The sequence below is a fragment of the Neobacillus mesonae genome (genome assembly GCF_001636315.1).
In the GTDB taxonomy this organism is placed as follows: domain Bacteria; phylum Bacillota; class Bacilli; order Bacillales; family Cytobacillaceae; genus Neobacillus; species Neobacillus mesonae.
In genome coordinates, this window is record NZ_KV440949.1 from 3650093 (window position 1) to 3674769 (window position 24677).

The 24677-nt window shown below is 41.1% G+C and carries 21 protein-coding genes; 17 read left to right on the forward strand and 4 right to left on the reverse strand.

What is annotated here, in order from left to right; all coding sequences use genetic code 11:
• Nucleotides 1-155 precede the first annotated feature (155 nt).
• From A6749_RS16970 to arsC, 3 genes are read left to right on the forward strand one after another with little or no spacing between them, the layout of a single operon-like run.
• The gene (locus tag A6749_RS16970; RefSeq protein ID WP_066392531.1) at nucleotides 156-494 is read left to right on the forward strand and encodes an ArsR/SmtB family transcription factor; all 339 of its coding nucleotides are present in this window, start codon (nucleotides 156-158) and stop codon (nucleotides 492-494) included.
• Between the two features lie 17 nt (nucleotides 495-511).
• A complete protein-coding gene (locus A6749_RS16975; RefSeq protein ID WP_066392534.1) occupies nucleotides 512-1807 on the forward strand; it encodes an arsenic transporter in 1296 nt (431 codons plus the stop codon).
• A gap of 14 nt (nucleotides 1808-1821) precedes the next feature.
• The gene (gene arsC, locus A6749_RS16980) at nucleotides 1822-2241 is read left to right on the forward strand and encodes an arsenate reductase (thioredoxin) (RefSeq protein WP_066392537.1); all 420 of its coding nucleotides are present in this window, start codon (nucleotides 1822-1824) and stop codon (nucleotides 2239-2241) included.
• Nucleotides 2242-2867: 626 nt separating this feature from the next.
• Here the strand turns inward: arsC and A6749_RS16985 are convergent.
• Nucleotides 2868-3842: an L-lactate dehydrogenase gene (locus A6749_RS16985; RefSeq protein WP_066392543.1), complete on the reverse strand. Its 975-nt coding sequence runs from the start codon at nucleotides 3840-3842 to the stop codon at nucleotides 2868-2870.
• 161 nt (nucleotides 3843-4003) lie between these two features.
• Here A6749_RS16985 and A6749_RS16990 point away from each other — a divergent pair, with 161 nt between their 5' ends.
• From A6749_RS16990 to A6749_RS17000, 3 genes are all read left to right on the forward strand, one after another.
• Nucleotides 4004-4621, forward strand: coding sequence for a class I SAM-dependent methyltransferase (locus A6749_RS16990; RefSeq protein WP_236719690.1), 618 nt, complete (start codon nucleotides 4004-4006; stop codon nucleotides 4619-4621).
• 454 nt (nucleotides 4622-5075) lie between these two features.
• The gene (locus tag A6749_RS16995) at nucleotides 5076-7292 is read left to right on the forward strand and encodes a DEAD/DEAH box helicase (protein WP_066392547.1); all 2217 of its coding nucleotides are present in this window, start codon (nucleotides 5076-5078) and stop codon (nucleotides 7290-7292) included.
• A gap of 713 nt (nucleotides 7293-8005) precedes the next feature.
• Entirely contained in the window at nucleotides 8006-8563 is a 558-nt protein-coding gene (locus A6749_RS17000; RefSeq protein WP_066392550.1) for a DUF4240 domain-containing protein, read from the forward strand.
• Between the two features lie 317 nt (nucleotides 8564-8880).
• On the opposite strand, the gene A6749_RS17005 is transcribed toward A6749_RS17000, so the two are convergent.
• Nucleotides 8881-10080 (reverse strand): CynX/NimT family MFS transporter, encoded by a 1200-nt coding sequence (locus A6749_RS17005; RefSeq protein WP_066392552.1) that lies wholly within the window; start codon nucleotides 10078-10080, stop codon nucleotides 8881-8883.
• Nucleotides 10081-10390: 310 nt separating this feature from the next.
• Between A6749_RS17005 and A6749_RS17010 the strand changes: the two genes are divergently transcribed.
• The 11 genes from A6749_RS17010 to A6749_RS17060 all read left to right on the forward strand — a co-directional run bounded on the left by A6749_RS17010 (nucleotide 10391) and on the right by A6749_RS17060 (nucleotide 21882).
• A complete protein-coding gene (locus A6749_RS17010) occupies nucleotides 10391-11698 on the forward strand; it encodes an amidohydrolase (protein WP_066392560.1) in 1308 nt (435 codons plus the stop codon).
• A gap of 31 nt (nucleotides 11699-11729) precedes the next feature.
• The gene (locus tag A6749_RS17015) at nucleotides 11730-13061 is read left to right on the forward strand and encodes a helix-turn-helix domain-containing protein (protein WP_084797879.1); all 1332 of its coding nucleotides are present in this window, start codon (nucleotides 11730-11732) and stop codon (nucleotides 13059-13061) included.
• A 256-nt stretch (nucleotides 13062-13317) separates the two neighbouring features.
• A complete protein-coding gene (locus A6749_RS17020; protein ID WP_066392562.1) occupies nucleotides 13318-13836 on the forward strand; it encodes a flavin reductase family protein in 519 nt (172 codons plus the stop codon).
• Between the two features lie 69 nt (nucleotides 13837-13905).
• Complete coding sequence (locus A6749_RS17025) at nucleotides 13906-15369, forward strand: 4-hydroxyphenylacetate 3-hydroxylase family protein (RefSeq protein WP_066392564.1); 1464 nt, start codon at nucleotides 13906-13908, stop codon at nucleotides 15367-15369.
• Between the two features lie 29 nt (nucleotides 15370-15398).
• A complete protein-coding gene (locus A6749_RS17030; protein WP_066392571.1) occupies nucleotides 15399-15971 on the forward strand; it encodes an FAD synthetase family protein in 573 nt (190 codons plus the stop codon).
• Nucleotides 15972-16065: 94 nt separating this feature from the next.
• On the forward strand, nucleotides 16066-16743 hold the full coding sequence (locus tag A6749_RS17035) for a DUF1028 domain-containing protein (RefSeq protein ID WP_066392576.1): 678 nt from the start codon (nucleotides 16066-16068) through the stop codon (nucleotides 16741-16743).
• 55 nt (nucleotides 16744-16798) lie between these two features.
• A complete protein-coding gene (locus A6749_RS17040) occupies nucleotides 16799-18073 on the forward strand; it encodes a Zn-dependent hydrolase (protein WP_066392579.1) in 1275 nt (424 codons plus the stop codon).
• 216 nt (nucleotides 18074-18289) lie between these two features.
• Complete coding sequence (locus A6749_RS17045) at nucleotides 18290-19729, forward strand: amino acid permease (RefSeq protein WP_066392582.1); 1440 nt, start codon at nucleotides 18290-18292, stop codon at nucleotides 19727-19729.
• Between the two features lie 203 nt (nucleotides 19730-19932).
• Nucleotides 19933-20403, forward strand: a complete 471-nt coding sequence (locus A6749_RS17050; RefSeq protein WP_066392589.1) for a RidA family protein — start codon at nucleotides 19933-19935, stop codon at nucleotides 20401-20403.
• A 128-nt stretch (nucleotides 20404-20531) separates the two neighbouring features.
• A complete protein-coding gene (locus A6749_RS17055; protein ID WP_066392593.1) occupies nucleotides 20532-21104 on the forward strand; it encodes a hypothetical protein in 573 nt (190 codons plus the stop codon).
• A gap of 118 nt (nucleotides 21105-21222) precedes the next feature.
• On the forward strand, nucleotides 21223-21882 hold the full coding sequence (locus A6749_RS17060) for a hypothetical protein (RefSeq protein ID WP_066392601.1): 660 nt from the start codon (nucleotides 21223-21225) through the stop codon (nucleotides 21880-21882).
• 85 nt (nucleotides 21883-21967) lie between these two features.
• Here A6749_RS17060 and A6749_RS17065 read toward each other — a convergent pair whose 3' ends face one another.
• Both A6749_RS17065 and A6749_RS17070 read right to left on the reverse strand, forming a co-directional pair.
• Nucleotides 21968-22882 carry a phosphotransferase gene (locus A6749_RS17065; RefSeq protein ID WP_066392611.1) on the reverse strand — a complete coding sequence of 305 codons (915 nt, stop codon included), beginning with the start codon at nucleotides 22880-22882 and terminating at the stop codon, nucleotides 21968-21970.
• Nucleotides 22883-23530: 648 nt separating this feature from the next.
• Complete coding sequence (locus A6749_RS17070; RefSeq protein ID WP_066392617.1) at nucleotides 23531-24514, reverse strand: glycerophosphodiester phosphodiesterase family protein; 984 nt, start codon at nucleotides 24512-24514, stop codon at nucleotides 23531-23533.
• Nucleotides 24515-24677 lie beyond the last annotated feature (163 nt).

Below are 24677 nucleotides of genomic sequence, written 5' to 3' on the forward strand. Positions count from 1 at the left end.
GTGGGGAGAAATTATGACATTATCAATACTGATTTTAAATTACCCGCTGATTGAAGGTAACTTTTCGAAGGTTAGCATGCCACAGTTGCTCCTTTTATATAAGTGTTTTATTATATAAGAGGTTTCTTATATGCTTATTTATGGGAGGTGTCGTAATGAAGAAGAGATCTAATGAGGAAACAGCAAAAATACTCAAGCTTTTAGGTGATAAAACAAGACTTTCCATGATGGGGTTGCTCATGAATCATGACTGTTGTGTTTGCGAATTTGTTGAGCTCTTTAAGATGTCTCAGCCGGCCATCAGTCAGCATTTACGGAAGCTAAAAGATGCTGGACTAGTGAATGAGCAGAAAAGGGGACAATGGGTTTTTTATTCTTTAAACCGTCAAAATACCTTTTTCCCTTTGGTTGATGACGTTTTAAAGCATGTTCCAGACCAGGAAGAGAAAATTAACTTGTTAGCGCAAAAAGGACTGAGAATAACGTGTAATTAATTGGGGAGTTGAGTTCTTTGTTACAAACTGTTTTAGCGGTTGTCATCTTTGTGGTGACACTTATTCTTGTCATTTGGCAGCCTAGAAATTTATCAATTGGCTGGTCGGCATGCGGCGGGGCAATCGTAGCGCTTTTAGCTGGGGTTGTGAATCTGCATGACGTATGGACAGTAACCGGGATTGTGTGGAACGCCACTTTTGTGTTTATTGCTATTATTATTATTTCTTTAATTCTTGATGAAATTGGTTTCTTCGAATGGGCAGCCTTACATATGGCCAGGGCAGCCAAGGGGAACGGAGTGAAAATGTTTGTCTATGTCTCTATTTTAGGAGCGATTGTGGCGGCATTTTTTGCCAATGACGGGGCAGCGCTTATTTTGACTCCTATCGTTCTGGCAATGGTACGAGCATTGAAATTTGATGAAAAAATGGTTTTTCCGTTTATTATCGCAAGTGGTTTCATTGCTGATACCACATCCTTGCCCTTAGTAGTGAGTAACCTTGTTAATATTGTCTCTGCAGATTTTTTCAAGATTGGCTTTAGTGAATATGCTTCGAGAATGATAATTCCTAACCTATTCTCTTTAGCAGCCAGCATTTTAGTACTCTATCTGTATTTCAGAAAAAGAATTCCAAAACAATATGATCTAAACCATTTAAAATCACCAGTTGAAGCCATTCGAGATGGGAAAATGTTTCGATTGTCCTGGCTGGTGCTTGCCGTCTTATTAATAGGGTATTTCGCCAGCAAGCTGTTAAATGTACCGGTTTCGGTCATCGCTGGAATCATTGCGATATTCTTCATACTAATGGCAAGAAAAAGCCCGGCGGTAAATACGAAGCAAGTTTTGAAAGGGGCTCCTTGGGCGATTGTGTTCTTCTCAATCGGTATGTATGTGGTGGTCTATGGACTTCGTAATGCAGGGATTACCACACTGCTTGCTGATGTTATCCAATTTGGTGTCGATCAAGGATTGTTTGCTGGAACCATGATCATGGGTTTCCTTGCCGCCATTCTATCTTCCATTATGAATAACATGCCTACAGTGATGATCGATGCTTTGGCTATTTCCGATACATCTGCAACAGGAGTAATGAAAGAAGCTCTTATCTACGCCAATGTTATTGGCTCCGATTTAGGTCCTAAGATTACCCCAATAGGGTCGCTTGCCACCTTATTATGGCTGCATGTCCTTTCGCAAAAAGGTGTAAAAATATCATGGGGTACCTATTTTAAAACGGGAATCGTCATTACTATCCCGGTTCTATTTATTACTCTGTTAGGATTATTCCTGCGGTTACTATTTGTTTAAAGGGGCGAAGCAAAATGGCTAAAAAAACAATCTACTTTTTATGTACAGGCAATTCCTGCCGCAGTCAAATGGCGGAAGGTTGGGCGAAAAAATATTTAGGGGATGATTGGGAAGTTCGAAGTGCCGGTATTGAAGCACATGGACTTAACCCAAATGCCGTCATAGCGATGAAAGAAGCAGGGATTGATATTTCGAAGCAAACGTCAGATATCATTGATCCCGAAATTCTGAATAACGCTGATTTAGTTGTTACTTTATGCGGCGATGCAGCAGATAAGTGTCCTGTTACACCGCCTCAAGTAAAACGGGAGCACTGGGGATTTGATGACCCAGCAAAAGCCCAAGGGACAGAAGAAGAAAAATGGGCGTTCTTTAGCCGTGTCCGTGATGAAATCAGCGAACGAATCAAACGTTTTGCCGACACGGGGGAATGAGTAGGAAGATAAGCCAGGAGTTAAAAATAAAGCTTGCACCGATTCCAAAAAAATTTTATTGCTGCAGAATTAGATTAAACTAAAAAAGGTATGACAAACAACAGGAGGAAATGAACATGAAAATCACTGATGCTGCACGTGAGGAGCTAAAAAAAATGTTCAAAGAAGAGAATGCTAACAACATTCGAATCTTTTTTGATGGCTTTGGCTGAGGACAGCCAAGAATTGGACTAGCTCTGGATGAGCCGGAAGAAGATGATATTATTGTTACTTTAAATGAAATTAAAGTAGCAATTGACCCAATCATTGACCCAAATACAGAAGACCTCGTACTTGAAAGCGGTGGAGTTGGTAAAGGAATTTTGATGATTGGTAATACAGGCAGATGCTGCTAAGTTATAATGGGCTCAATTCATTTGAGCCCATTTTTTACTAATTTTAAGTGGAAATGATTACTTGCAACAGCTGCTTTTTTGTCTTTCATAATGGTTCTTGGGGACAAAATTGTCTGCGAAAAATATAAAATTGTCCTTAAGTGGTCTATGGGACAAAACAAAGCGGCAAGTATATGAAACAGTCCAAAAGCCCCAAAAGTTTGCTAGTGTGAGAACATCACCCTATGCTAATTACGAATGCTTCCCTGTCTTCGCCACTTTCATTGCTTCTTTAATATATTCCGCAGATTGATGCAGCCATTCCAGTTCTTGAGGATCAAGCTCGATTTCTAATTGTTTTTCAATGCCATTTTTTCCGACGATACATGGCATACTTAAGGCAACGTCTCCATCATATCCATATTGTCCGTGGAGAGTTGTGCACACAGGATACACACTGCGTTCATCCAGCATTACCGCCTTTGCCAAGGTAACAGCAGCTTGGGCAACACCAGCATTGGTCCAGCCTTTTCCATTTAATACATCAAAAGCAGCCTTCACCACTTGTTTTTTAATACCTTCGCGGCTTAATGGTTCTTTCCCTTGAAATACTTGGTCTAATTCTTTTTCGCCAAATCCCTGCACATTTAAGCGGCTTAATACCGGAAAGGCAGTATGCCCGTGTTCGCCCATCATATAACCAGTTACACTTTTTGGATCGATATCATAATTATCGGCAATTATTTTTCGAAGACGAGCGGAATCTAGCATTGTTCCGGTTCCAAACACTCGACCTTTTGGGTAACTAAATTCATTTTCTGCTATGTACACCATGGAATCTAACGGATTCGTGATTAGAATAATGATGGCGTCTTTCGTATATTTCGTAATTCCCGCCATCACTTCGCGAATAACCTCCGCATTGACAGCCGCTAATTGTGCTCTGTCCGGCATCGCATCGTCCTCGCTCTTGAGCATGCTTGGACCAGCCGCACAGATAATCACGTCCGCATCGGTACACTCGGAATAATCTCCGGAACGGACCGCTGTATTGGACATATAGGTAAGGGCGGTCGCATGTGCTTGGTCAAGCGCTTCTCCAAAAGCAATATCCTGTTCTACATCGATGACCGCAATTTCTGAAAAAAGACCTAATTTCATCGCATCCGCGAGAACATAAGAGCCAACATGTCCCACTCCTACAACAACTAACTTATTTCTTTTCACTAGTGATTCCCCCTATTCAATTAACGTATATATTTTATCATAATAAAGAAAATTCAATCCTTTTTTTATATTTTGACTAAAGATAAATTGCTATGTCGTAAAGGTTGATTTCTAAGCTATTATTAAGAAAAGCACTCCCAATTTGTGCAGGAGGGGGAAGAGTGTTGACAAAAGAGAGGCTAATTAGAACTTTTGATAGACAGGCATCCCAATATGAAAAACGAAGAATGGACAATAACCAAAAACGGTGGCGACAAAATCTTTTAGGTGAAGCAAAGGGGGAGGTTCTTGAACTTGCAGTAGGGGCGGGAGCCAATTTCCCGTTTTATGCTTCTGATGTAAAAGTGACAGCTACAGACTTTAGCAAAGCAATGCTGGAAAAGGCGAAGCAGGCAGCGAGTTTACATCAGGTAGATGCAGAGTTTATTTGTGGGGATATTGAAGGTTTGAATTTTTCCGATCAATCATTCGACACCATTATCTCTACTTTATCTCTTTGCTGCTATGATCAGCCATTGATCGTGTTAGACAATATGAAACGATGGTGCAAACCAAATGGGACCATCCTTCTAATGGAACACGGGGTAAGTACAAATTCATTCATTTCCTTGATTCAAAAAGCAATTAATCCGCTTCATTATCGAATAGTTGGCTGCCACCAAACAAGGAATATCCCGGAAATGATTCAACAGTCCGGAATTATTATTGAGAAGACGGAAAGTCATTGGTTTAATATGGTTCATCTCATTTGGGCAAAACCAGGTAGAATTGCAGATTAAAACGTAGTATGGGAGGTTTGAAAAGCGTAACCAGATGTTATAAGGTTAAAAGCGAACAGTGCCAGTCACTGTTCGCTGATGCTTTGCCCAAATCCAAGTGAATATCGAAATTAGGTCAATGGGAGCTGGTTTCATTGCCCGAATCCAGGTGATTTATCGAAACTAGGTCAATGGGAGCTGGTTTCATTGCCCGAATCCAGGTGATTTATCGAAACTAGGTCAATGGGAGCTGGTTTCATTGCCCGAATCCAGGTGATTTATCGAAACTTAGTCAAAGGAAGCCTGTTGCATTGCCCAAATTCATATGATTTACCAGAATTTGGTCAAAGGAAGCGGAGTGCATTGCCCAAAAACAGGTGTCTTATCGAATTTTTGTCAATGGAAGTAGGGCGTTTGCTTTCCGAGCCCACGTAATATTAAGTGTAAATATATTTTTAAAAATGGGAATGAAATAATGTTAAAGATTAAGACATATATAATCGAATGGCAGCAGGCCCTTCAAAATGAAATTAATTACTTAAAGAAGTTTGGCGGCAGCCGCTATGCGGTCTCAAATGGCAGATTATTATCAAACGATGGTCCTTATAGCTATTATTTTGACACAGCGATTCCATTAAAAATACCGGTCGGATCGGCGATTAAACTAGAATGGGGCACGATGAAGACCAGCGGCAAAGTGCTCTCCTCTGAAGGACGGGGAGTAATTTTGTCGTTAGAGCAAAGCTTTGGCGACCTCATCCCAGAAGCATTCTTATTGCACGACCCGTGGGAACTGCTAGAACAATTGATTGAGCGCCTTGATGAAATCAAAAAAACCAAGCAAAAGCGCGCAAGGGTAAAAAGATTGATGAATCCCTCCATGGAGACGAAACATCCTGTGGAAAAAATAAAAAGCAATGTCCACGAATTGGTCCTCAGGTCAAAATATAATCCGGTCACGTTCGTTTGGGGACCACCTGGAACTGGGAAAACCTACACCCTGGCAAGAACAGCTGCCAACAAATATTTTCAGCAGAAAAAAGTATTGATTTTGTCGCATAGTAATCAAGCGGTCGATGTTGCCCTGAGTGAAGTCACTCATTTTATCAAAAAGAAAAATCGCTTTCGAGAAGGAGATGTGCTTCGCTATGGAGGAAACACAGGGGATGTTCTGTCTGCCCATAGCGACATTACTACAGGCCAGCTGATTGAGAAACAGGATCCGCTCCTAGCAAAGGATCGAGAGAGGCTGGTTGTAGAAAGGCGCAACTTAAAACAGGATTTGGCCAGTTCTTTTAGCAAAAGAGATTCTGATCAATTACTGGAGATTGAAACACAAATTACAAGAGTGTTGGAAAAGGTTCGGAAAAAAGAAGTTCAATTGGTAAGAGAAGCGTGGATTGTCGGAACAACACTTGCAAAGGCTGCCAGTGACAGCGCCATTTATGAACGAGAATATGATGTTGTTATCTTAGACGAAGCGAGCATGGCCTATGTTCCACAAGCCGCGTTTGCCGCTTCATTGGGAAAACGTGTGATTATTTGCGGGGACTTCAAACAGCTGCCCTCAATCGCATCAAGCCGGGACCCGCTCGTAGCCAAATGGCTAAAAGAAGATATTTTTCATCGGGCTGGGGTAGTAGACTGGCTGAATGAGGGCAAGCTTCATCCCCAGCTTTTTCTATTAAAAGAACAGCGGCGGATGCATCCGGATATCTCCGCCTTTACGAATGAATATATCTATCACTCGCTGGTTGACGATCACGACAGTGTTTATAAAAGCAGAAACCTGCTTGTCGACCAAGCTCCTTTCAAAGGGCGTGCCGCTTTGCTCTTGGATACAAGTTTCACGGGTTATCATTGTTTGAGTGATAAAGTGACAAATTCTAGATTCAATCTATGGCAGCTGCTGTTATCGTTTCAATTGATTCACGAAGCCTATCTTGACGGGGCAAAATCGATTGGGTATGTGACACCGTACCGGGCCCAGGCAGCATTAATGGAGATGCTGCTGGAAGAGGTCTATGCGAATGAGCGAATAGAAGCAGATATCATTGCTGCCACCGTTCACCGATTCCAAGGGAGCGAACGGGATGTGATGATTTTTGATACGGTGGATGGTGAACCCCAGGAACGGGCTGGTATGTTGTTAACTGGAAAAGACAGCGAGCGACTGATTAATGTGGCGATTACTAGAACCAAAGGTAAATTCCTTCACGTCAGCAACAGGAATTTTATCCAAAGGCATGTTTTTCAAGGGAAAACGCTACGGCAGCTTGTTGATTACCAGGTTCGTAAAGAGCACAGAATTACAACCAAACAAATTGGATCTTGGATTTTGAATCAGCATCCAAAATTAAGATGGATGCATGCTTTGAAGTTGGATGCTGTTTTTCGGGATATTAGTGCGGCAAAGTCCTCGATTTTCATTTCTGTACCAGAGGGATTAGTTTTATCTGAAGAATGGAAAGAGCAGTTGAGAATTAGAGGGACACATGTAAAATTAACGGTTTTACCGGGTGAAGCTAATGAGGGTTTTCCGTTTCCCTTTGCGATGATTGATGAGAAGGTTTTATGGCTGGGACTTCCGCATGAAGGGGCAAGAGGAGTTCAACCACCTTATGTGGCTGCTAGATTGAATTCCGGGAAAGTTTGTGAATATCTTTTGAGACAGCTTTCTTCTTCATATTAGAGTTATGAGAGCAAAAACGGTGAAAGTCAGATTGGAATCTGTTCTCATAAGAGGCTCATGAGGACAAGTTCGGAGGAAACCCCCAGGAATCTGTCCTCATGAAAGGTTCATGAGGACAAAATCGGAGGAAACCCCCAGGAATCTGTCCTCATGAAAAGCTTATGAGGACAAAGTCGGAGGAAAACCCCAGGAATCTGTTCTCATGAAAGGCTCATGAGGACAAAATCGGAGGAAACCCCCAGGAATCTGTCCTCATGAAAGGGTCATGAGGACAAGTTCGGGGGAAAAGCCCAGGAATCTGTTCTCATGAAAGGGTCATGAGGACAAAATCGGAGGAAAACCCCAGGAATCTGTCCTCATGAAAGGCTCATGAGGACAAGTTCGGAGGAAACCCCCAGGAATCTGTCCTCATGAAAGGGTCATGAGGACAAAATCGGAGGAAACCCCGAGGAATCTGTCCTCATGAAAAGCTTATGAGGACAAAATCGGAGGAAACCCCGAGGAATCTGTCCTCATGAAAAGCTTATGAGGACAAAATCGGAGGAAACCCCGAGGAATCTGTCCTCATGAAAAGGCATTTCAACCTTAATGTTTCGTTCCCTTCAAAAATATGTATAGGATGCTAGTTTTTTTCGAAAGTATAGTCTATGTTATGGTAAAATTTAACTAGCAAAGAGTAAATTATTTTATTGATTTTCGGGAGGGATATTGAAATGGATCAAACGGAATTCTGGAGCCTGGTAGAACAGTCGAAAGTCCATGAGGAAAGCCGAGTCGAATGGCTGACAGAGGTGCTGAGCAGTAAAGAGGAGAATGAAATAATAGATTATGAGTTTATCTTCCAAAGTTATATGAATGAAAGCTATCAATCACGCCTTTGGGGAGCTGCTTATGTAATTATGGGCGGCTGTTCGGACGATTCTTTTGATTACTTCCGCGGCTGGCTTATCTCACAAGGAAGAAAAATTTTTGAACAAACATTAAAAAACCCCGAATTCTTAGCCGAATATATTACCGATGAAAACTTGGGTGAAGAGGGAGTACCTGAATTTGAAGACTTTCTGAATATTGGTTTTGATGCCTTTACGTTGAAACGAGATGGTGATTTAGAGGAATGGGACGGAGATTTATATGATGAAATGCTAGACTTATTGGCCGACAAAGGATTAGAGTCTAACACTGATATCGAATTTGACTGGGAAGACGAGGATGATTTGGCAGAGATGTTCCCGGCATTATGGGAACGGTTTGGGGAAGAGCCCCTGGGGTAATAAGGTTGGCGATAAAAAATATAAGAATGTAAAAGTATTGACCGCCATCTATTATGGAGTTGGTAGATTGTTTGGAAGCTTTATTGATGATAAGAAGTCTTAAAAACTGCCCGCGTTTGAGCAGTTTTTTAATTGATAAAAAATCTTTTATTTGTTTTGATCTTAGAAAGGGGTGTGCAGAATGTTAGCTTTATTTACTTGTTATATGAGGGCAAAAAAACAAGGGACCCCTATCTGTCCTCATGAAAAAAACAGAGGAAGGATCACAACGAAATCCTTCCTCTGTTTTTACCAAAATGGCATCTTCTTATCAGCCATTAAACATACTTATTTCGGCCGGCTAACATCCCAAATATCATCACAATTACGGTGATCATGATGAGTGTGAGCAGCGGGATGGACCATGAATGGGTATGGTCAAACAAGTACCCAATAAATAGAGGGCCAACTGCTGCGAGGATATAACCGGTTGATTGAGCCATACCGGATAAGGCCGCTGCTTGACTGGCATTTCTTGTGCGGAATCCGATGTAGCTGAGTGCTAATGGAAAAGTACCGCCCAATCCAATTCCTATTAGAATGATGCTTATTATTAGAATAGGATAGGAAGAGCCCCACAATAATCCCGCAAAACCCAACATGGAAGACAAATTCAATATGAAGGCGAGCCATATTTGTGAACGAAGACGTCCAGCCCACACTGGGACGAAGAAACTGGCAGGCAAGCCCATTAATTGGCTAAAGGAAAGCATCCAGCCGGCAGTCTCCATACTCATTCCACGGCTGTGCAAGATCTCCGGCAGCCAAGAGATGGTAACGTAGAATAATAAGGATTGGAAACCCATAAATATAGCGATTTGCCAAGAAAGGACCGAACCCCAGATTGATTTAGCGCTAATATAAACTTTTTTTATTTCATTGTGATTCTGTTGATTAAATTTTTGAAGGTAGAACCAGACCAAGACCGCAATTGCTGCAGGAATTGCCCAAACCACCTGGGCTCCCTTCCATCCAAGGTCTAAACCAACTGCTAAAGGTACACTGACTCCTGACGCTAAGGAGGCAATTAATGCCATAGAAGTAGAGTAAACACTTGTCATTAGACCGAATTTCTCGGGGAACTTTTCCTTTACAATCGCGGGTAAAAGTACATTTCCAATGGCAATACCCATTCCTGCAAGAACGGTTCCGATGAATAGTAAAAACGTCAACGGAAATGACCGAATACCGATTCCAATGAAAAGCAAGCTCAATCCCAGTAATAACGTCTGCTCATTTGATATACGATTAGCTATTTTTGGAACAATAGGTGACATGAAGGCAAAGACAACTAACGGCAAACTCATTAAAAGTCCCGCACTCCAATGAGCCAGACCCACATCTTCCTGAATCATTCCAATTAACGGTCCCAGCGAAGTGATCGCAGGCCGTAAATTAAACGCTGTAAGGACAATCGCCGTAATAAGCAAATAGATATATGTCGATTTTGTATTCGCGTACGTATTATGTAATTCCACAGTAGAACTCCCCTCTAAAAAACAACCATGTTCAAGTATAGCATATGTTTGTTTGAAGGTTTTATCAGATTGTTTTAAGGTGCGTGTTTGTTCGAATTTTAAGAAAATAGTCAGATTGTGATGATCAGCGGTCTTGTTTTAGAAAACAGTAGACTGATATAATGAAAATACAGGGAAAGGCTGGATAATTGACTCTTTTTGCCTTAATTTAAGGAATATATTCGGAATATGCACCTAAGTGGAATATGCACCTAAGAATTTTTCTTCTATGTTTCAGAAAAAATGCGGAGGATTTCATGGGGGAATGAAAATGTTAAACCAGATATCAAAATTGTCGGAAGAAATTAGTCAATCGTTAATTGAATGGCGTCGCGACTTTCATACATATGCGGAGTCAGGGTGGGTTGAATTTCGCACTGCCTCAATCGTAGCATCTAAGCTCTCCTCCTGGGGGTATGATGTGAGCGTGGGACGGGATGTTGTGGATGAACATTCACGGATGGGAGTGCCAGATTGCGCAATCTTAGAGCAGCAAAAGAGAAGAGCCTTAAGCCAAGGCGGACATCCTGAATGGATTGAGCAATTGGCAGGTGGTTTTACAGGAGTGGTTGGTGTTCTAGACACCGGTCGACCGGGACCGACAATTGGGTTGCGTTTTGACATGGATGCTCTAGACATTCAAGAATCGTCAGATCAAAACCATCGGCCAATAAAAGAAGGATTTGTCTCCATAAATAAGAATATGATGCATGCATGCGGACATGATGCTCATACGGCAATTGGTTTAGGTGTTGCATCTGTATTGGCTGACATAAAAGAGCAGCTATCAGGACGTTTTAAACTTATTTTCCAGCCTTCAGAGGAAGGGGTACGCGGAGCTAAGTCGATGGTTAATGCAGGGGTTGTGGATGATGTAAATATTTTTATTGCCATGCATATTGGGCTTGGGGCTGAGCTTGGTGAGTTTATTTGCAGCGATCTTGGCTTTTTAGCAACGACAAAGTTTGATGTGACATTCACAGGGAAAGCAGCGCATGCGGGTGCCAATCCTGAACAAGGAAATAATGCTCTGCTGGCTGCTGCAACGGCAACGTTAAATTTGCATGCCATATCCGCGCATAGTAAGGGAAGCACTCGTATGAATGTTGGCGTGTTACAGGCTGGAAATGCTAGGAACATTATCCCAAATAAAGCTGTTTTAAAAGTGGAGGCGCGCGGAGAAACAACTGAAATTAATGAATATATGTGTCGACGTGCATTTACCATCATTCGAGCGGCAAGTGATATGTATGATGTCACTTCTTGTATCGATATTGTCGGTGAGGCTAAGACCGTTAAACCCAGCAATGAACTGCTGGCCTTTCTCCGCGATCAAGCACGTCATGTGAAGGAAATACATACAATTAAAGATGTCTTTCAATCAGGCGGCTCCGAAGATGCAACCTATATGATGTCCCGTGTTCAAGAAAAAGGCGGACAAGCTGCCTATGTGGTTTTTGGAACGCCGCTTGCAGCTGGCCATCATAATGAGATGTTTGACATTGATGAAAAAGTCATGCCAATTGCCATTAAAACACTAGTAAGTTGTATTACAAAGATAAAAGGGCAGTTTCTTTAGATAAGGGATTTAGCAAATTGGAGGGAAGTAGTTGAAAACAAGAGTTGGTATTGTAGGGCCAAAGGATACTGTTCAGTTAATGAGTGAAGTCGCAGTAGATTATAAGGAGCAATTAGAACTTATTCCGTTTGTCTATCAGCATGCAGAAGAAACAACAAATATTGTAGAAACAAATCAAGCATTAGTTGACCTATGGATTTTTTCGGGGCTTACACCTTATTCATTGGCAAAAAAAAGCACATCAAAGCAGCCTTTCTTTTATCTTAAGCTAAATGAATCAAGTTTAATGAAAGCATTAATTAAAATCAGTTATCAAGATAAACTGGATATCGATAAGGTTAGTATTGATCTGCTTGAAGAGCATGACATTTTTGAGACGTATGGAGATTTAAAGATATCTTCTGAAAACATTCATTGGTATAAATATTTGGGGTTCACTCCGATACAGGAGATACGTGATTTTCATCTAAACCTGTATCAAAAAGGTAAAGTCTCTGTTTGCATCACATGTTTAAGCGATGTTTATGAACAGCTTCGTACTAAGGGAGTGCCTGTATACCGTATTACCCCCGTGCGTGCGAATATTCGGTTAACGATAAATGCTGCACTCCAATATTGGCAAACCGCCCATTTAAAATATTCACAAATTGCGGTTATGTTAATCAAAATTGAAAATACAGAGAGCATTGAAAGTCCGCACGTTTTATCGTATGACTTACATCGTTTAAATCTAGAACTGCAATCGGCCATATTATCTTTTAGTGAAACAATCTCTGGGTCATTTATTTCGTTAGGGATCGGTACGTATATGATTTTTTCCACAAGAGGCTCTTTACAGGAAGATGGAGAAAAAAGTATTCGTCTTTTAGACCAACTGTCGCTTATAACCGATTTACCTTCCAATATCGGAATCGGATATGGGGATACCTCTTTGGCGGCGGAGGAAAATGCTCGTCTGGCACTGCACCACGCACAAAATCATGCAGCATACTGTGCCTTTTCTATAGATAATAATGGAATCGTAAAAGGTCCATTAACGGAAAATGAAAGCATCTCTTTTGGATTTAGAAATGAAAATAAAGAGATGGGGGAAAAACTGAAAGAAAGCGGGGTATCAATTACCACGTTTAATAAAATTATGGCTGTCCAAAAGAATCTTGGGAAAAACACGGTGACGGCTTCGGAAATTTCAGAATGGCTAAAAATGACCCAAAGAAATGCCCGGCGAATCTTAACCGATTTAACAAGAGTCGGCATTGCTGAAGAGGTAGGGGAAGAAGCCCCAACAACAAGAGGAAGACCACGAAAAATTTATCAGGTGGGCTTAAACTTTTTAGCTAGTATTCAATCATCTTCAGAGTGATTCTGAGGAGCATCCATTTTACATACGTAATTCAATATTGCGAAGCGGCAATTTCAATCCAGTTAATTCACTGGATGAAATAGCCGCTTTTTATTTCTTAAACCTCTTAGATTCCTCTATTAACCCCCTTTTTAGTTAATTCAAATAAGGATGAATTTTTAGAAAATTTTGTTGACATTTTAAAAAGGAATTTGTATAGTTTTAATTAAGGAATATAAAGAGAATAATTCCCTAATTAAAAGGAGGAATTTTTTAGATGAGTAACGTTTCTGCTGAAGAAAATAAGCCTAATCAATTAGTCAGTTCCGAAGAATTTAGAAATGTAATTGGCCACTTTGCCAGCGGAGTATCGATCATCACAGTAAGAGAAAGTGAAGTGAATTATGGGATTACAGCTAGTGCGGTGAGTTCAGTATCTCTTGAACCCCCAATGCTGCTCATTTGTGCCAATAAAAGTACAGGAACATGTCACGCCATTTCAAAAGCAGGTTCTTTTACTGTGAATATCCTTGCCGAGAACCAGATTGACCTGGCATTGCAGTTTGCCAGAGCTAATACAGATAAGTTTCAGGATATCAATATGTCTTACGGTGAACTTGGTAACCCAGTATTAAATGACACTCTTGCTCAAATTGAATGCCGGGTTGTGGAGGAAGTAATAGGCGGCACCCACTCTGTATTCCTTGCCGAGGTCCAAACAGCTAAAGCGGCAGAAAAGGACCCTTTAGTGTATTTCAGAGGGAAATTCGGCCAGTTCAATCAAACTAGCAGATAGTGAGAAAACTATTGGAGTAAGCCCTTAATAAAAAAATGAAGAATAATAGTTTATAAGGAGGAAACAGTTATGGCATTAAGGACAGGTAAAGAATATCGTGAATCATTGAATGACGGACGTGAAGTATATATCGATGGAGAGCGAGTCACAAATATTACGGAGCATCCCGCGTTTAAACCCATTATTGATGTGAAATCCAGAATGTATGACATGGCTTTTGAACCTCAATATAAGGATAAATTAACCGCAACATTAGAAGATGGCGAAGTGGTTTCCCGCGCTTATAAACCGCCTACAACAAAAGAAGATTTGAAAGCCATCCGTACTCACGTAGAAACAGTGCTGGATGATCTTGGCGGTGTGGTGTACCGAGTTGGTGACGAAACTATCGGTGAAATGTGGTCTTTATACGATGCGAAGGATCGATTAAATGAAATAGATCCTACCTATGCAAGGAATATTAATTATCACATCGACCGGATTGCAAGAGAAGACATCTTCCACGTTTCCGCGAACACGGATCCAAAAGGGGACCGCAGCAAATTATTCAGCGGTAAAGATGGCGGAACATTGCTTCATGTTGTAGAGGAAAATGATAAAGGGATTGTGGTGACAGGTGCAAAATTTGAAACAGCTGCGGCTTACGCGAACCAAGCCTTCGTAAAACCGACTATTTTGGACTGGGCTGCTGGAGCAGACAGCATGGCTCCATTTGCCTGTGGATTCATTGCAAATATGGGAGCGCCGGGATTAAAACACATTTGCCGCAGCTCTTTAGGAACAACTAACAATAAAACCGATTATCCAATTTCTACAAAATTCCAAGAGATTGATACTTTACTTGTTTTTGACAACGTGTTAATTCCTTGGGAAAACGTGTTATTCCATCGCTCTTTAGAATCTGCCGCTTATATTCGCGCGACAGTGCATCGCTATTCTGCTTTCAACTATACGCTTAGACTATTACGCAGAGCGGATTATTTACTTGGAACAGCTCTTTTGAATGTTGAGCAGACAGGTCTTACACAGCTTCAGGCAGTAAAAGAGAAAATTTCGCAGCTAATCAACTATAGAGAAGGGATAAATGCCCATTTAACGGCAGCTGTTGCCGAAGCTGAAGTCAGTGCAGGCGGCTTAATGATGCCAAATCAATCACTTCTTTATACCGGCCGTGTATTTGCCCTAGAAAACTTCCCTGCGATGGCTCATTTAACAAGAGAGCTGGTGGGCGGACAATTAGCAGTTTCACCTGACTCTGATACAATGGCCGATCCGGCAATTCAAAAATATATGGATAAGTACTATTCTGTGGGTCAGTGGACTCCGGAAGAGAGAGGGAAATTATTATACTTTGCAAGAGATCTCCTAAACTCTTCTTATGCCGGCCATTTAACAACCTTCGAATTGTTTGCGCAAAGCCCGCCTTTCGCGCAGCAAATGGCTGTCTTTAATAATTTTGATGCCGAAAAGCAGCGCGAATTAGTTCGTAAAGCTGCAGATCTTCAACAAAAAAAATCAGCAGTAACAGTGTAATTTTTTAAAATAGAAAGGGGAAGGTTTCATTGGAAATTCATACTCCAGGCACTTTAAAGCTTTCTGCATCTGTTCTGACAATCGGTGCACTTGACGGTATTCATAGGGGTCATCAGGCATTACTTTTAAAAGCAAAAGAACGAGCCGAACAGCTTGGAGTTCCTTTTGTAGTTTATACCTTTGATCCTCCTCCGAAAGTTTTTTTGCGAAACAGCCGGCAGCTAATGTCATTGGAAGAGAAGCTTCACCGCCTTATGGCCATCGGAGCGGACCATGTGATTGTAGGCTCATTTAATGAAGCTTTTATGAAACAGGAGGTTCCAGATTTTATTGCAGAATTACAAAAAATGAATCCTGTTGAAATCTGGGAAGGTCCTAATTTTTTGTTCGGGAAAAATCGGAAAGGGACAATCGAAGTGTTACGTAGGTTTTTTAAGGTTGAGATTTTGCAGCCTTTAACTTGCGAACAGGGTGAAATGATTTCTTCTACACGGATCCGTAAGCTTTTGCAGGAAGGCAACTACTCTCAAGCTCACAAGCTGTTGGGAGAGGATTATTTCACTTCATTCTTGGCAGCAAGTCCCTTTTCTTTACAAGCATAAATAAATTATTTTAAAAAAATTATATGACCGGAGCTGCAAAGATGAGAACAGTCATGTTTGTCGCTCCTTATTTTTTCTAAGGAGGAAATTTAAAATGACATTTTCAGTAGCAGGCCGATGTGCCAAGACAGGGGCATTAGGAGCAATCGTTACTTCCAGCAGTCCGTCCGTTGGAGCAAGATGCGCTTGGGTAAAGTCCGATGTAGGGGCAATCCTTACTCAGAACGTAACAGATCCCCGCCTTGCGGATATTGGGATTGGAACATTGCATCAAGGCTATGATGCAGAGTCAGCTATTCGGACAATGAAAGCCGCTTCGGAATATCCGGAATTTAGACAACTGGCTGTTGTAGATAGAAATGGCTCGTCAAGTGTATTTACAGGTGAAAGAGCGCTTGGTACAAATGGCGAATTTTACGCTCAAGATGTAGCCAGCATTGGCAATCTGTTAAGTGATCCTGCCATTCCCACAGCAATGGGCCAGCGTTTCCTTGAACTAAGCAATCTGTCATTGCCTGAACGTTTAATTGCGGCAATCGAGTGTGGATTTAATATGGGCGGAGAACTAGATCAAGAACATTCCATTGGTCTATTAGTTTATCATTCAGACGCATCCTTTGCTTTTGTGGACTTACGTGTGGATTACAGTGATGATCCTCTTGGAGATTTGAAAAAATTATGGGAAATTTACGGACCGCAGGCAAAAGATTATAAAACTAGAGCAATTGAACCAGAGTTAGCGCCTTCCTATGGAGTCAAAGGGGACGAATAAACAGTGATTTCGCAGGGCTTTACATACTACAGGCGAATGGAGGTGATCGTTCATCATGCATGTAAACATTCAACGATTAATGGCTGACATTGAAGAGTATGCTGAATATGGAAAGAACGATCAGGGAGGAATCACTAGGCCGAGTTTTTCTCCAGCTGATTATGAAGTACGGGAGCGCTTTATTAAAGAAATAGAAGATATGTGTTTAGAAGTTACCGTTGATGGGGCTGCTAATATATGGGGAAGACTCAAAGGGACGGGGAAAAAACAAGGCAGCCTCGTCATTGGCTCTCATTTGGATTCCGTTCCCAATGGCGGCAAATATGATGGGCCGCTAGGTGTTTTAATGGCGAAAGAAATTATTAAGACACTTATTGAAAATAATGTGACACTCGATCATGATATAGAGATTGTTTCCTTTACAGCGGAAGAGTCGAATGATTTTAATTTATCCACATTTGGCAGCCGTTCGTTTGTCGGCCGTTTGACCGCAGAGATGCTGGAGAATGCAAGTGATTCGATAGGAACAAGTCTTAATGCAGAACTAATGAAAGCGGGCGGGGGCTTGAACCTTTTTCCTTTGATGAAGGAAATGTGGAAAGAGAAACGGGCTTTTATTGAACTGCACATTGAACAGGGCCAGCGCTTAGAAAGTGCGGATATTGCAGTTGCGGTAATAGACAAGGTTGTTGGTACGTATCGCAGCAACGTGAGGGTAATCGGACAATCGAATCACTCTGGTACGACTATGATGGAACACAGGCAGGATGCTTTAACAGCAGCATCGGAAATGATCCTGGCAGTGGAGCGTCAATGCAAAGAATATAATAGCGGTGTTGTAGGAACGGTCGGTAAATTAAATGTCTCCCCAAACGCAGCCAATATTATTCCGGGGCAGGTTGATTTTGTCTTTGAAGTCAGGGGAGAATCAGAGGATAAAATTCAACAAACAATCGATGCTGTTCAGCAGGTTTGGAGTGAAATCGCTCAAAGAAGACGGGTAGAAGTAGAGCAGCAAACCTTCCTAGATCAAAAACCAGTTCTGTTAGATGAAGAGATTGTTCATCTTTTACAAGATACGGCCAAACAGATGAAAGAACCTTTTATGACTTTACCAAGCATGGCGGTGCATGATGCTGCCCATATGGCAAAAATCACAAAGTCAGCGATGGTATTCGTGAAGAGTATTGATGGAAAGAGCCATTGTCCAGAAGAATATAGTCTTCCTGAGGATATCGAAAAGGCAGGTAACTTAATCTTGCAGGGAATTATCAATATCGATCGGAAATTGTCTCAAAAACCACGTCTATCAAGGAAATCAAGAAAATAGTTCCAGTTAATATATGGGGTGCTGTTGTTTAATGTGAAGACCAGCACCCTGTTTTTATTAGTTAATTTGCTATACAAGGATAATATTTGTACTATTCCAAATATTATAAAAATATCGTTGACAATTTATTTTATGGAATGTATTATTCTTTTAAGGAATATTTAAGGATATATTCCATTTATTTCGGATTTCAAACAATATAAGGATGGTGGAAATATGGGAAATACTCATAAGCAGCAAGAACCCTCTACACAAGGTCAATTACAAAACACGCTGAAAAATCGGCATGTAACCATGATTGCCCTCGGCGGAATCATTGGGGCAGGGCTTTTCGTTGGAAGCGGGGCTGTGATTAACTCTACAGGACCTGCGGCGGTTGTTAGTTATGTTTTGTCTGGTACTCTTATGTTTTTAGTTATGCGAATGATTGGTGAAATGGCAGTGGCCAATCCAACAGCTGGTTCCATCTCTGAATATGCACGTGCAGGATTAGGAAACTGGGCAGGATTTAGTGTCGGCTGGCTTTATTGGTACATGTGGGTCATCGTTGCTGCAATTGAGGCGGTAGCAGGAGCTGGAATTCTAGTAAATTATTTTCCACATATACCACCTTGGTTTTTATGTCTAGTATTATTAGTGATACTTACGTTAACTAACCTATATTCGGTAAAGTCCTTTGCGGAAACTGAATTTTGGTTTGCTTCGATCAAGATATTTGCCATCATCTTCTTTATCGCCTTTGGGGCTATTTATCTTTTAGGTTTTTGGCCTGGTGAATCGTCTCCTGGTTTTTCAAATCTGTATACAACAGGCGGATTCTTCCCAAATGGGATTGTTGCAGCTTTAATTGGAAGCGTTACCGTGCTTTTCTCAATGGGCGGTGCAGAAATTGCTACCATTGCGGCCGCTGAATCCGACCAGCCAGCCAAGTATGCCGCAAAAGCTACCAATCAAGTGATGTATCGCATCTTTCTCTTTTATGTTGTCTCTGTCTTCGTTATTGTAGCAATTGTACCGTGGAATTTTGAGTTTGCCGGTGTTGCCATACAAAGTCCGTTTGCGATTGCACTTAAACAATTAGGTCTTCCTTTCGCCCCGTTCCTAATGGAGGTTGTTGTGCTTACCGCAGTACTCAGTTCGCTTAATTCATGCTTGTACATTACGTCTAGAAGTTTGTTTACTTTAACGAAGCAAGGAGACGCGCCCAAGTTTCTAGTAAAGCTGAATAAGAGAGGTGTCCCGGTAAGGGCAATATTGGCAGGGACAACCTTTGGATACGTAGGTGTTGTTTTAAACTACTTTTTCCCAGAGACCGTTTTTCTGTTTTTGATTAATTCGGCGGGAGCAACTATGCTGTTCTACTATTTAATCCTTGCTTTTGCTCAAATTCGTTTACGGCGCCGACTGGAAAAGGAGGCACCTGAGAAATTAAAGTTAAAAATGTGGCTCTTCCCTTACTTATCTTATGTAACCATACTTTGGATGTTCGGAGTCATCGCAGTGATGATTTGGATTCCTGGGACACGGTCGCAGGTCTATCTTAGCATAGTCAGTTTCGGGGCAATTCTTGCAGCTTATATGGTCCGATCTAAATATAGCAAACAGACACAAGAGGCGGTGGAATTTGTTGATCAGCCGCTTAAAGTAGTGAAATAATCACGGAAAATAAAAAGATGCTGTGTGCAAAGTCTGGACTTATAGGGCTCATAGGCATACAAGCATCTATTTATTTCTGAAAATTTAAAACGTTAAAATAATATTGACTTTTGTGTAAAGTGATTGTATATTAAATTTAAGGAACAGTTAAGGATAAATTCCTTAATTGGTTAAAAAATAGAATATAGGAGGATTCAATTACGATGACAGTACAAGAAGATATTAAAAAGGGCCCGCCAATTAAGAGAATTAGAAAGTTCAAGACAGATCAATATTATCCATCCCATCTAGGAAAACCCGAGCATCATATTAAAAACGAGCTAAGCATGGCAGTACGCGCTGGAAATCGAATCTTTTTAAGAGGCCAAACAGGCTTTGATTTAGAAGGTAACTTCCATGGAATCGGAGATGTAGCAGCGCAAACTCACCAAGCATGTAAGTGTGTGAAGCAGCTGCTTGAAGAAGCAGGCGGCTCCGTAAAAGATATTTGTAAAATGACAGTTTATATACTTAATAGAGAAGACCGCAGCAAGGTTTATCCGGTATTGGCAGAGCATTTTAAAGATGTCTATCCTTGCAGCACTGGTTTGATTGTCAGTGGATTTGCAATGCCAGAAATGTTAATGGAAATTGATATTGAAGCTGTAATTAGCGAAGAAAGTACCGAAGAATAATGGCCAGTATTTGATATAAGCAGTTAACAAAATCGCAAATCTTTGAAACATGAAGATTTGCGATTTTTTAAATTTCCTATAAAGGGATTTCCGATTTTAATAAAAATTTAATACGGGGAGCTATTGTTATGACTTTAGTGCAAGAAGTAAATGTGGAACAGATTCGATCCCATGTGGAGTCCATTAAGGAATTTCAAACCTTTGCTAAAGAACTGTTTGTATCTGTTGGGGAAGAGGCAAAACGCAGACTTTCTTTGCGGTATGAGGGAGTTGGCTATAAATATCAGTTAGCACGGCTGCCAGAGGTAAGTGCAAAATTTGAGAAAGAATATGGCGTGGCACCTATTATTGGCTGGGTGGCGATGTCCTTTGCGGGCCACGACCAACCTCAAGTACATATTGGCACATTGTTCAATTATGGGACATGGCCGATTACCTATACCGTTGGCTTTCATTTACTTGAAGATGAATACCAGCAGGTAACGACAGAAGTTCATAGGGTGGACTGGGATGAATTGGTCGGTTTGCAAACGACGTACCAATATTCAAAACCAAACGGTGAGCATATGTTTAATAGTCAAGATATTGAGCTAGACCTTCAATCGTTAACTGAGAGCAAGGAAAAAATGGTTGAGCAAATCGTCAAATATTATGAGCAGGGGGTTCCTATTGTGGAAAAGCTGAAAACAAGGGATAGGTAGGATTTTAATAATATTAGAAAATGCGAAAGAGATAGATTCTTAAAATGTTTTACTATCTAATCGCAAACTGTTAAAGGTACAATAGAAGATATGAATTTTTTCTTCTAGGAGTAGACAAATGGATATTAAAGAACAAGCATTATTAAAGCATTACTACGATAAACTATGTGACGGAACATTTGATGAAAAGGACGGCTATGCCTTTTTGCTGCTAATCCGCAGCCAATGTCATAAAAATAGCTGTATTCGGGAACTTGCGGATTTTGTCATGCAGCGGGACCGGTACAATGGCCATATTAAGGAGCATATTTTTGCATCAAGAAAAAAATTCGAACAAATAGGAAAAACAAAAGCTGCCATTCGAATTAACGATGTATTTACCTTTAAAGAAATAAAAAGCGAACTCAATAAAACACTGGCGGACTGTCAATTAGCGGTCTTGAACAACGAGCAAATCAATGTATTTATCACCTGCCTCATTTCGATTCTGCAACAGGTAAAAATTATGGTGAACGAGGACGGTTCTGCTGCCTCACGGGAAATTGGGAAACTATTTTTTGCCGTTTCCCAAAAACAAATCATTCTAATGGCGGAAATCGAAGTCTCCCAAAATTTCTTGAAGAAAACAAATGTAGTCTTCCCGGTTTTAACGGCCAACAATAACTATTCAGATATTAAAAAGCAAGACCGCTTTGATACTCCATATCTATTTGTTGACGAGGTCGTGGAGATTATGAATCATGAAGGGAAGCTGGAGATTAGTATTCCGGGAGAATAAGATATTTTGACTAACTTGATGCAGGTGAGACTATGTTCACCTGCATCAAGTTTTAATGGCCAAAAAGAGGGAGATGAACCCAAATTTAATCTGACAATGCCACATGTAGTGATAATTGAGCTTCCTTGATTAATTCTTCGTCCTTTAGGTCTTCAGCATATAAAAGAAGAACAAGAATAGAATAAACTGCTTTAAACTTCGCGAGCTTTTTAACCTCAGGTTCAACCTCCCCATATAATTTGAAAAAATGTTCTCTGCCTGATGCCGGAAGAAAGCTATATATAATGGATAAGTCTATTGCCGGATGGCCGATGTGCATATCACCCCAGTCAATAATGGCTGAAATTCCTCCTGTTTCGTTCACCAGAAAATTTCGGATATGCAGGTCACCGTGAACAAGGGTTTGTGTCCTGTCTTTTATAGGTTCCGTTATGGTTGCAAGAAATGTGTACAGTGATTCCACAAGATTTTGATTTAGTAAACCATGCTCGCGAGCTCTTTCTATATTTGTTTCCAGCATGGGTTTTCTTTTTAGGATATTGATACGACCCAGCTGGTCATATGGGATTTGCAGCTTTTTCGCTTCTTCTAACGGAAAATCGTGGAGCGTTCTTAAAAAATGCGCCAATGGTTCAACTGACAGCATTCGTTGTTCGTGGGATAACGCAGCTGCAGTTTTTCCTGGTAAAATTTCATAACCTCCAAATGGCCACGGATAATCAGCTACCGGTTTTCCGATAAACAGCGGATTGGGGACGGGTATAGGCAGTAATGGTGCCAGCGCCGGAAGAGCCCGATTTTCGGTTTGCATTAACTTTGCGGCAATTTCCCGTCGAGGGAATCGGAAGACAAATTGCTTATTTACAAGGAAAACGGAATTATCAAAGCCTTCCCCTAATATTTCCATGGTTACTGGTTTAAGCATAGGGAATTGTTTCCCAATCATTTCGGCGGCTTTTTGATCTGATATTAGTTTCTCTGGTGACCAAGGCTGATTCATGCTCGATAACCTCCTGTCCATATTTAAAATTTTGCCATATTATTCAAGATGATGCTATATGGAATTCTTATAGAGCGCGTGTCCTGTAATTTTATTGGAAAAGGCGAACTAAGAACCATTCATAGAGCGCGAAAGGAGGCCTAATTTAAGAATCTGCGTCCTATGAGGGTCTTATAATGCGCGAAAGGCTGCCTAATTTAAGAATCCGCGTCCTATGAGGGTCTTATAATGCGCGAAGGATGTGATTTTTAGGGAAAAGACGCACTAAGAACCATTCATAGAGCGCGAAAGCAAGCTAATTTAAAGCAATCGCGTCTTATGAAGGTCTTATAGAGCGCGTGTCCAGTGATTTATTCGGAAAAGGCGTCCTATGAACCATTCATAGAGCGGGAAAGGCTGCCTAATTTAAGAATCCGCGTCCTATGAGGGGCTTATAGTACGCGTAGCCTGGGATTTATTCGGAGAAGGCGAACTAAGAACCATTTATAGAGCGCGAAAGGAAGCCAATTTAAAGCAATCGCGTCTTATGAAGGTCTTATAGTGCGGGTGTCCAGTGATTTTACAGGAATAAACGCACTATGAATCTCATAAGGGCGAGGAGGGTTTTCACTTTTTAAGACAGTATAATAAAGAAGGTAACTCACTTTATTAATCTCCTTTTTTCAGCAGAGGGGCAATAACATCAATCCGATTCGTCCAAATCCCGCCGTTATAATTTTGAGGAAGACGTTTTAAATCCTGTGTAGAATCAAAGCCTTCCGACCATCCTCCATCACCTGCCACCAGAATGACACGGGTATTCACGCTGTCCATACGATTTAAAAACTTGTTCGGAAATCCCCACAACAATGGTGCATATTTTTCCGGAATATGTAATTGAGTGTTCCTGCAAGCACCTGGAATAATTCCTGTCCAGCCAATCCCTATATATGGAAGTAAACAGCTTTTTAAGGAAGCCATTGACATCACACGCAGGTCAGGTAATTGTTTTTTAACGGAGCTTACAGGGCTATCGTCTCCATACACGGTTAGCTGTTCAAGGTGATTTTTAGGCAGCTTGGAAAGATAGCTGGCTAACTGAACACCTTCGTCCTCATCGGTGCTCTTGATATGAATGAGGAATGATCCTTCAGGAAAATGCTTCAATACTTCATCGAGCGAGGGCATCAGCCCAATTCCTTTTCCTCGGAAAGGGAATGTTTTTCCATTATCCGCCGTATACCCATACCCAATATCCATTTTCTTTAGTTCGGCCATTGTATAGTCCTTGACCATTCCATCTGCGTTTGTCCGGCAATCGAGCGTCCAGTCATGAAAAACTGCGAATTGACCGTCCTTGGTTGGCTTGATATCTAATTCCACGATGTCTGCCCCAGCTTGAAAAGCGGCTTCCATCGAAGGAATCGTATTTTCTAAATAGGGATGTTCCGGTGGGTAAATTCTTTCGGCGGTGCAGGTATCATTCATGATTCCTTCCATTGGAAAAGTTTGCGCCATGCCGCGGTGCGCTAACAGCAAGGGAGATTGGTTTCTCGTTTTAGTGAACAGAGAGCTGTTATTGAGATACAGGAAAGTCGGTAAAATGAATAAAAAGATAAAGACCCTTTTGATGTATCGTTTAAACTTCATCATTATTTCCTCCGGTTGATAGGTTTAACGGTTCACTTTTAAATAGTTTAGCATAGAAGAACAAATTTTAATTATGGTAGCTAGCTGCATTGCTCGAAACGAGGTGATATATCAAAATTTGGTCAATGGAAGAGGGGGGCACTGCCCAAAACGAGGTGATTCATCA